The organism is Micromonospora sp. ATA51, assembly GCF_016802855.1.
Classification (GTDB): domain Bacteria; phylum Actinomycetota; class Actinomycetes; order Mycobacteriales; family Micromonosporaceae; genus Micromonospora; species Micromonospora sicca.
In genome coordinates, this window is the sequence record NZ_JAEVHJ010000311.1 from 1 (window position 1) to 7,789 (window position 7,789).

Here is a 7,789-nt window from a genome sequence, read left to right on the forward strand (position 1 = left end):
CGTCGTGCTGACCGGCGGCAATGTCGAGGCGGCGCTGGTCGCCCGGTTGGCGGGCGACGGGCTTGCCAATGGCACGAGTGTGGAAGGGGTGGCGGCATGAGCGCGTCATCCGGATCGGGATTCGTGTTCGGTGGCCCGTCGGCGGAGCACGAGGTCTCCTGCGCCTCGGCGCTCGGCGTGGCCCGGGCGCTGGCCGGCGGCGGGTACCGGACGGTCGCCATCGGCGTCACCCGCAGCGGCGGGTTCCGGCTGGTGCCGGATGCCGTCCTGGCCGAGCTGCGGGACCGGCCCGCCGCCGACCGGGCCATCGACGACCGGCTGACGGTGACCGGGCCGGCGGTCGAGCTGCGGGCCGGCCCGCGCCCGGGGACCGTGCTGGTTTCCACCCGGAACGCCCCCGGCGCGGTGCACGCCGAGCTGGACGTGGTCTTCCCAGTGCTGCACGGTCCGTTCGGCGAGGACGGGGTGGTGCAGGGGCTGCTGGAGTCGCTGGACGTGCCGTACGTCGGGTGCGGGATCCTCGCCTCCGCCGTCGGCATGAACAAGGTGGCGATGAAGCGGGCGCTGCTCGCCGACGGCATCCCGATCACCCCGCACGTCACGTTCGACGCGCACACCTTCCGGCAGGCCGACGACCCGGCGAAGCTGGTGGTGGGGCTGCGCCGGCCGCTGTTCGTCAAGCCGGCCAGCATGGGCTCCTCGATCGGCATCTCCCGGGTCGGCGAGGGCGACGACCTGGCCGCCGCGGTGGAGGAGGCGCTCCGGCACGACCAGTTCGTCGTGGTCGAGCAGGGGGTCGCCGGCCGGGAGCTGGAGTGCGCCGTGCTGGGCGGCTGGCGCCCGGAGGCGTCGGCGGTGGGCGAGGTGCGGGTCGCCGGGGGTTGGTTCGACTACCAGCAGAAGTACTTCGGCGACGCCGACCCGATGGTGGTCCCGGCCGTGCTGCCCGACGAGGTGACCGAGCGGGTCCGCGAGCTGTCCCTGCGCGCGTTCGCCGCGATCGGGGGCTGGGGCCTGGCCCGGGTCGACTTCCTCTACGACGAGACGACCGGCGAGTTGTACGTCAACGAGCTGAACACCATGCCCGGTTTCACCGCGCACTCCATGTACCCGAAGGTGTGGGCGGCGGTGGGCGTCGGCTACCGCGAGGTGGTGGACCGCCTGGTCGAGCTGGCCCGTACCCGGCACGCGGAGCGCGCCGCGACCGCCGCCCGGAGCGCCCGATGATCCTGCTCTCCGATCCGCGGGTGGCGGCGGTGCCGAGCGCCGACGACGGCGAGCCGCTGGTGGACCTGCGCGACCTGCCCGAGCTGCGGCTGGACGGGCGGGCGGCCGACCCCGCCGGGGCGTACGCCCGGCTGCGCCGCGGGGTCGTGGACCGGCTGCTGACCGCGCAGCGTTCGCTGCCCGCCGGGGTGCGCCTGCTGGTCATCGAGGGATACCGGCCGTACCAGGCCCAGCTGGGCATCTTCACCGGCTACCGGGACGAGCTGGGCCGGCGGCACCCGGACTGGTCGCCGGAGCGGCTGCACCGGGAGACCAGCAAGTTCGTCTCGCCGGTCGAGGTGGCGCCGCACAGCACGGGCGGGGCGGTGGACCTGACCCTGTGCACCGACGACGGCGCGGAGCTGGACCTGGGCACCGCCGTGGACGCCACCCCGGAGGACAGCGCCGGCGCCTGCTTCACCGGCGCCCCCACCATCGGCGCGACCGCACGCCGGCACCGACGGATCCTGGTGGACGCGCTCGGCGGGGCGGGGCTGGTGAACTACCCGACCGAGTGGTGGCACTGGTCGTACGGCGACCGCTACTGGGCGTTGACCACGGCGCGTCCCACACCCGGTACGGGCCGCTGTGACGGACCATTCGCGGCGCGCTGCTGTTGAGCCTGATCGCCCGGACCGGTCAACCCTTGCGACCGCTGGTGGCGATGCCCTCGACGAAGTGCCGCTGGGCGAGGAAGAACAGGATGATCATCGGCACGGTGGCGATGACGCTGCCGGCGAGGACGACCTCCCACTGCTGCTCGCCGCCGTAGCCGAACCGGTCGAGCACCACCTTCAGCCCGCGCGGCAGCGTGTAGAGCTGCTCGTTGCGCAGGTAGATCAGCGGCTTGAGCAGGTCCGTCCAGCTCGCCTTGAACTCGAAGACGAACGCCACCAGCAGGGCCGGCCGGATCAGCGGGAAGGCCAGCTTCCAGAACAGCTGCGGATAGCTGGCCCCGTCCACCCGGGCCGCCTCGAAGTACTCCCGGGGCAGCGAGAGGAGGAACTGACGGAGCAGGAAGATGTAGAACGCCGAGCCGAAGAGGTTGCCCGCCCAGAGCGGCACCTGGGTGTCGGTCAGCCCGAGCTTCGACCAGATCAGGTACGTCGGGATCATGGTGACCGCGAACGGCAGCATCATGGTGGCGAGCACCAGGCCGAAGAGCAGGTTGCGGCCGGGGAATCGGAAGTAGGCGAAGCCGAAGGCCACCCAGGCGCTGGAGATGGTGACCGCCCCGGCGGCGGCCGACCCGACCACCACGCTGTTGAGCAGCCAGGTGACCAGGGGCACCGCCCGCCACGCCTCGGCGTAGTTGTCCGGGGCGAAGGGGGTGGGCAGGAAGCCCGGGGCGAAGACGTACTCCCGGGGGCGCAGCGAGGCGCTGATCAGCCAGACGAACGGCAGCATGAAGATCACCGCCGCGCCGACCAGGGCCGCCACGAAGAGCACCCGCTGCCAGCGCGGTCGCCGGCCGTCCTCCGCGGGCAGCCGCCGGGCCGCCGGCGCGCCGCCCCGATCTCGGGTGCGGCGGTGACGGCGCCCGGCGAGACCGTGGTGCTCACGCCTCCGCCCCGCCCTCGGGGTCCTCCTCGGCCCGGGAACGCCGGGCGTTGGCCACCGGACCCTCGGTCACCGGGTATTCCCGGGCCTCGCACTGGTGGGGGTGCCAGTCGGCGCCCAGCCGGGTCCGCCGGCTGTTGGCCACCCCGTGGTACGACTCGCTCATCGTTCCTCCCCCTCGTAGTACACGAACCGGTTGCTGAGCCTCACCTGTACCACGGTGATCACCAGGATGATCACGAAGAGCAGCCAGGCCATCGCCGAGGCGAAGCCCATGTGCAGGAACTGGAACGCTTCCTGGAACAAATGGATCACGTAGAACGATGCCGCATCGCTGTTGAACGACCCCGCGGTCTGCCGGTTGCCGAAGTACATGGTGTAGACCTCGGTGAACATCTGCAGCGACGCGATGGTGTTGACGATCAACGTGAAGAAGAGCGACCCGGAGATCATCGGCACGGTCACGTGCCGGAACCGGGCCCAGGCGTCGGCCCCGTCGAGGTCGGCGGCCTCGTACAGGTCGCGCGGCACGTTCTGCAACGCGGCCAGGTAGATGATCACGGTGGAGCCGAGGCTCCAAAGGCTCATCAGCACGATGCCGGGCAGCACCCAGTCCGGGTCGGTGGTCCAGCTCGGCCCGTCGATCCCCACCAGCCCCAGCGCCCGGTTGATCAGGCCGTCCTGGGTGTTGAGCAGGAGCAGGAACAGGATGCCGACGGCCACCGCCGGGGTCATCACCGGCAGGTAGAACACGGTCCGGAAGAAGCCCTGGAGCCGGCCGACCCGCTTGAGCAGCAGCGCCAGCCCCAGCGAGATGGCCATCACGAGCGGCACGTGCAGCGCCGTGTAGTAGACGGTGTTGCCGAGGCTGCGGGCGACCTGCGGGTCGGCCATCAGCTCCCGGTAGTTGTCCAGCCCGGTGTACTCCGGTGGGTTGATCACGTCGTACTCGGTGAAGCTGAGCCACGCGCTGGCGATCATCGGGCCGGCCTGGAAGACCAGGAACCCGACGATCCACGGCGCCAGGAACAGGTACGCCCAGCGGGCCTCCCGCCGGGCCAGCGGCGTACGACGCCGCCGGCCCGGGGCGGGAGCGCTGACGGTGGTGGCCATCGCCGGCCTACTTCGCGGCCTTGTCCAGCGCCGCGGTCGCCTCCTGCTGGGCCCGGCCCAGTGCCTGCGCCGGCTGGGCCTGCCCCGAGAGCACCCGGTTGACCGCGTCCGTCCAGGCCTTGTCGAACTCGGCGCCGGCCGGCGAGGCGGGCATGGCGAACGCGGCGTCCTGCGCCGACCGGATGGTGGCCACCGCGTCGTCGAAGCGCTTGTTGCCGGTCGGCTGGTACAGCTCGTCGAAGATCTTCTTGTCGGCGTTGGCGTTGCCGGTCCAGACGCCGGTGAAGGGCAGGTTGGCGGCCTTGCGGGCCTCGGCCCGGGCCTTCGCCGCGGCGAACCAGGTGTCGGTGGCGGTCATCTGCTTGACGAAGCGGCAGGCCGCGTCCGGGTTCTTCGCCCCCTTGGTGATCACCCAGGCCTGCCCGGCGGACATGGTCAACGGCTTGCCCTGCCGGTCGACGAAGGGCTTGACCACGAGCTCGGCCTTGGGGCTGTTCTTGGCAACCTGGTTGAGGAACCACTCCTCCATCGGCCACGCGGCGATCTGGTTCTTGGCCAGCGGGTTCTGCGCGCCGAAGAAGTCGAAGGTGTCCCGGAACGACTTGAACTTGCCCCAGCCGCCCTGGTCCTGGATCAGCTTCAGGCCGGTGGTCAGCGCCTCTACCACCTTCGGGTCGTTGAGGTTGGCCTTCGCGCCGTCGGCCGAGATCATCTCGGCGCCGTTGGCCTTGACCCACATCGGCAGGAACTCGGGGATCTTCGGGTCGATGCCGATCCTGGTGAGCTTGCCGCCGGTGACCTTGGCCAGTTTGGCGTTGAGCGCCGGCAGCGCCGCCCAGTCCGACAGGTCCACGTCGTCGGCGGTCAGCCCGGCCTGCTTGAGCAGTGTCTCGTTGAGGTAGACCACGCGCACCTGGGAGAACTCGGGGATGCCGTAGACGATGCCGTCCAGGGTGACCTGGTCCTTGGCGGCCTGCCGGTACTGCCCGAGGTCGATCTGCTGCTTGTCGACGCAGTCGGTCAAGGGTTGGATCGAGCCGCGCTTGGCGTACGTGCCGATCAGCTTGCGGTCCATGTACACCAGGTCCGGCGGGTTGCCCGAGGCGACCGCCGAGAGGAACTGCTGCTCGTCGAAGGCACCCTCGGTGATCTTCAAATCGACGTTCGGGTTGTCCCGTTTGAACGCGTCCACCCGGGTCTTGGCGATCTCGTCCGACAGGCCGAAGCCCATGGTGGTCAGCGCCCCCGTACCCTTCGATCCGCCGCCACCGCTGTCGCCGCCGCCGACTCCCCCGCAACCGCTGATCGCCAGGGTGAGGACCCCGGCCAGCGCAGTCACCCGCAGTGTCCGTGACATGGTTACCTCCTGAGAGCCCGCGGGCCGCCTTGCCCGCGCGAGCAGCACTTCTCCCGTCGAGCCGAATCTCAAACCCGACGACCGGGGGAAACGTCGGACGGGGTTGCGGGCGAAGGCCAGCAGTACGACATCGATGCCCGGACGGGAGGCGTACGCGTGCGCCGTCGCCGCCCACGCTCTCGCCGCAGGAGGGCAGGCACACCGAGTTGACCGGCGGGTCGCGCCGCCACCGTCACCGGCGCGACCGGGTCACCAGGTGCGCCAGCTGCGCCAGATCCGCGACCCGCAGGTCCGCGTCGACACCCTTCAGGGCGGCCGTCAGGGCGCCCGCCGCGCGCCCGGCCTGGACTCCGACCGCGGCGTCCTCGACGACCAGGCAACGCTCGGGGGGCACGTCCAGCAGCAGGGCAGCGCGCAGGTAGCCCTGCGGGTCCGGCTTGCCGACGCTGACGTCGTCGACCGTGACCAGCACGGGCGCGTCGATGCCGGCGGCGGCCAGCCGCGCCTTGGCCAGGCGGGTGTCCGCGCTGGTCACCACCGCCCACGGCAGCCGGAACCGGGCCAGCGTCGCCAGCAGTTCGAGTGCGCCGCGCGTGGCGGTGACGTCGGACAGGTCGTCGTACTGGAGCTCCAACTGCCGTGCCGCGGACGCCGCCACCGCCGCGTCGTCGAGGTGGGGCAGCAACCGGCGGACGGTACGGTCGGCCGGGCTGCCGTGCGCGATCGCCAAGGCCGACTCCGGGTCGACGTCGTACTCGCCGGCCCACACCCGCCACGCCCGCTCCACCGCGGCGTCGGAGTCGACCAGGGTGCCGTCCATGTCCAGCAGCACGGCATCCACCGCCGACAGGTCCCCGACAACCGCCCCGGCGCCGTCCATGTCCAGCAGCCCCACAACAGCCTCCCCTAATATGCTCGTCATACGAGGATAAGGCGGTGTGCTCCTTCCATGGCAAGCCCTTCCCGACAACGCGCCGATGCGGCCCGTTACCACACCGCGTCACAGGTGCTGGCCGTGATGTCGCGCCGACCCGGGATCACCCGAGCGGCGATGGCCCGTGAGCTGCACCTGACCAGCGGGTTCGCCACCGAGATCACGGCCCGGATGCGGGAGCTGCGGCTGCTCACCGAGGCGGCGGCCCCCGTTCGCGGGCGCGGCCGGCCCACCACCGTGCTGCAGCCGCATCCCGAAGGCCCGGTGGTCCTCGCCGCCGAGCTGCGCCAGGAGGACTGGCAGCACGCCGTCGTGACCGTCGACGGGCAACCGCACGACGTGCGCCGCCAGGCGCATCGCAGCCGCAGGCCCGCGACCGTGCTGGCGGCGGTGCGTCAGACCGTCGCCCAGGCCCGTAACCGATACGGCGACCGGCTCCGAGCCGTCTCCCTCGCGGTCGCCGGCACCGTCCACGACCGGCGCCTCGTGCAGGCCGCAACGCTCGGCTGGGGAGCGGTGGATCTCAGTACGATCACCGTCGACCCATCGCTACCGCTACTGGTCGGCAACGACGCCACCCTCGCCGGCGTCGCCGAAGCCCGCACCGGCGCGGCCACCACCGCCGGCACCGCCCTCCACCTCATCGTCGAGGTCGGCATCGGCGGCACCCTGACCATCGACGGGACCCCGGTCACCGGAGCCCACGGCGCCGCCGGCGAATACGGACACCTGCCCCTCGGCGACCGCCGCCGGCACTGCCCCTGTGGGGCCCGCGGCTGCTGGGACCTCGACGTCGACGGCCGTGCCCTCGCCTGCCATCTCGGCGAACCGGCCCCGGCCGATCCCCGCACCTACGCCCGCCAGATCCTCGACCGTGCCGCTGACGACGCCCGCGCGCGGCAGGCCGTCACCGCCGTCGCGCAAGCCCTCGCCACCGGCATCGCCGGCTTGACCAACATGCACGACCCCCACCTCGTCACCCTCGGCGGACTCGGTCCCGCCATCCGGCACACCGCGCCGGCCGCGTTCGAAGGCGCCTACACCGACGGCCTCATGGCCTTCCACCGCGCCCAGCCCCCACCCGTCGTCGACGCCGCGCACGGCGACGACGGGCCACTGCGCGGCGCCGCGATCATCGGCCTCGACCACATCACCAGCGAACCCGCCCTCGCCGACTGGGCCCTCGCGCGTCGCTCACCTTCCCGTCGGGCTGGGTATCCGCCCGCCTGAGTGTGCCGGGATCGCCGCCGACCCGTCGGGCAGGCGACCTCGTCGCGGCTGCCCCGTGGCCCCCGAGGCGACGCCCGGTCACCGTCCGACCACTCTGGACAGTTCGTTGCGGCGAGCAATCCGCAATCTACTGGCAACAGTGTTGACAAATACCGTACACATCGATGAACATCTGTTGGAGAGCGCTCTCAGCTTTCGGACCCCGGTCCACCTTTCGGTCGCACCTCGTACCTCGGCCTCGGCGAGACCGTCGAGCAGCGCGCCGAGTTCGCCGCGCAGCTCGCCGAGCTGGACCCGCACGAGGTCCCGCTGAACTTCCTCAACCCCCG

Annotated in this window: 9 protein-coding genes; 3 read left to right on the forward strand and 6 right to left on the reverse strand. The window is 71.7% G+C overall.

What is annotated here, in order from left to right; translation table 11 throughout:
- The first annotated feature begins 96 nt into the window (after positions 1–96).
- Positions 97–1,227, forward strand: a complete 1,131-nt coding sequence (locus JNW87_RS31170) for a D-alanine--D-alanine ligase family protein (protein ID WP_238454900.1) — start codon at positions 97–99, stop codon at positions 1,225–1,227.
- Positions 1,224–1,886, forward strand: a complete 663-nt coding sequence (locus JNW87_RS31175) for a M15 family metallopeptidase (protein ID WP_238454901.1) — start codon at positions 1,224–1,226, stop codon at positions 1,884–1,886. Before JNW87_RS31170 ends, JNW87_RS31175 begins: the two co-directional genes overlap by 4 nt.
- 19 nt (positions 1,887–1,905) lie before the next feature.
- Here the strand turns inward: JNW87_RS31175 and JNW87_RS31180 are convergent, their stop codons facing one another.
- The 5 genes from JNW87_RS31180 to JNW87_RS31205 all read right to left on the reverse strand — a co-directional run bounded on the left by JNW87_RS31180 (position 1,906) and on the right by JNW87_RS31205 (position 6,191).
- On the reverse strand, positions 1,906–2,715 hold the full coding sequence (locus tag JNW87_RS31180; protein WP_201749843.1) for a carbohydrate ABC transporter permease: 810 nt from the start codon (positions 2,713–2,715) through the stop codon (positions 1,906–1,908).
- Positions 2,716–2,824: 109 nt separating this feature from the next.
- A complete protein-coding gene (locus JNW87_RS31185; RefSeq protein WP_201749842.1) occupies positions 2,825–2,992 on the reverse strand; it encodes a hypothetical protein in 168 nt (55 codons plus the stop codon).
- Complete coding sequence (locus JNW87_RS31190; RefSeq protein ID WP_238454902.1) at positions 2,989–3,939, reverse strand: carbohydrate ABC transporter permease; 951 nt, start codon at positions 3,937–3,939, stop codon at positions 2,989–2,991. Before JNW87_RS31190 ends, JNW87_RS31185 begins: the two co-directional genes overlap by 4 nt.
- Positions 3,940–3,946: 7 nt before the next feature.
- Positions 3,947–5,296: an extracellular solute-binding protein gene (locus tag JNW87_RS40285; protein ID WP_109803912.1), complete on the reverse strand. Its 1,350-nt coding sequence runs from the start codon at positions 5,294–5,296 to the stop codon at positions 3,947–3,949.
- 232 nt (positions 5,297–5,528) lie between these two features.
- Positions 5,529–6,191, reverse strand: coding sequence for an HAD-IA family hydrolase (locus tag JNW87_RS31205; protein WP_236648212.1), 663 nt, complete (start codon positions 6,189–6,191; stop codon positions 5,529–5,531).
- Positions 6,192–6,314: 123 nt separating this feature from the next.
- Between JNW87_RS31205 and JNW87_RS31210 the strand changes: the two genes are divergently transcribed.
- Positions 6,315–7,460, forward strand: coding sequence for an ROK family protein (locus JNW87_RS31210; RefSeq protein WP_238454903.1), 1,146 nt, complete (start codon positions 6,315–6,317; stop codon positions 7,458–7,460).
- Between the two features lie 78 nt (positions 7,461–7,538).
- Here the strand turns inward: JNW87_RS31210 and JNW87_RS31215 are convergent.
- Positions 7,539–7,789, reverse strand: a 251-nt coding sequence (locus JNW87_RS31215) for a hypothetical protein (RefSeq protein ID WP_238454904.1), incomplete at its 5' end; no start/stop codon positions are given.

Excerpts from the sequence above, each read along its gene's own strand:
- JNW87_RS31170 (WP_238454900.1), top strand. The coding sequence starts at position 97 with ATGAGCGCGTCATCCGGATCGGGATTCGTGTTCGGTGGCCCGTCGGCG.
- JNW87_RS31175 (WP_238454901.1), top strand. The coding sequence starts at position 1,224 with ATGATCCTGCTCTCCGATCCGCGGGTGGCGGCGGTGCCGAGCGCCGAC.
- JNW87_RS31185 (WP_201749842.1), bottom strand. The coding sequence starts at position 2,992 with ATGAGCGAGTCGTACCACGGGGTGGCCAACAGCCGGCGGACCCGGCTG.
- JNW87_RS31190 (WP_238454902.1), bottom strand. The coding sequence starts at position 3,939 with ATGGCCACCACCGTCAGCGCTCCCGCCCCGGGCCGGCGGCGTCGTACG.
- JNW87_RS40285 (WP_109803912.1), bottom strand. The coding sequence starts at position 5,296 with ATGTCACGGACACTGCGGGTGACTGCGCTGGCCGGGGTCCTCACCCTG.
- JNW87_RS31210 (WP_238454903.1), top strand. The coding sequence starts at position 6,315 with ATGTCGCGCCGACCCGGGATCACCCGAGCGGCGATGGCCCGTGAGCTG.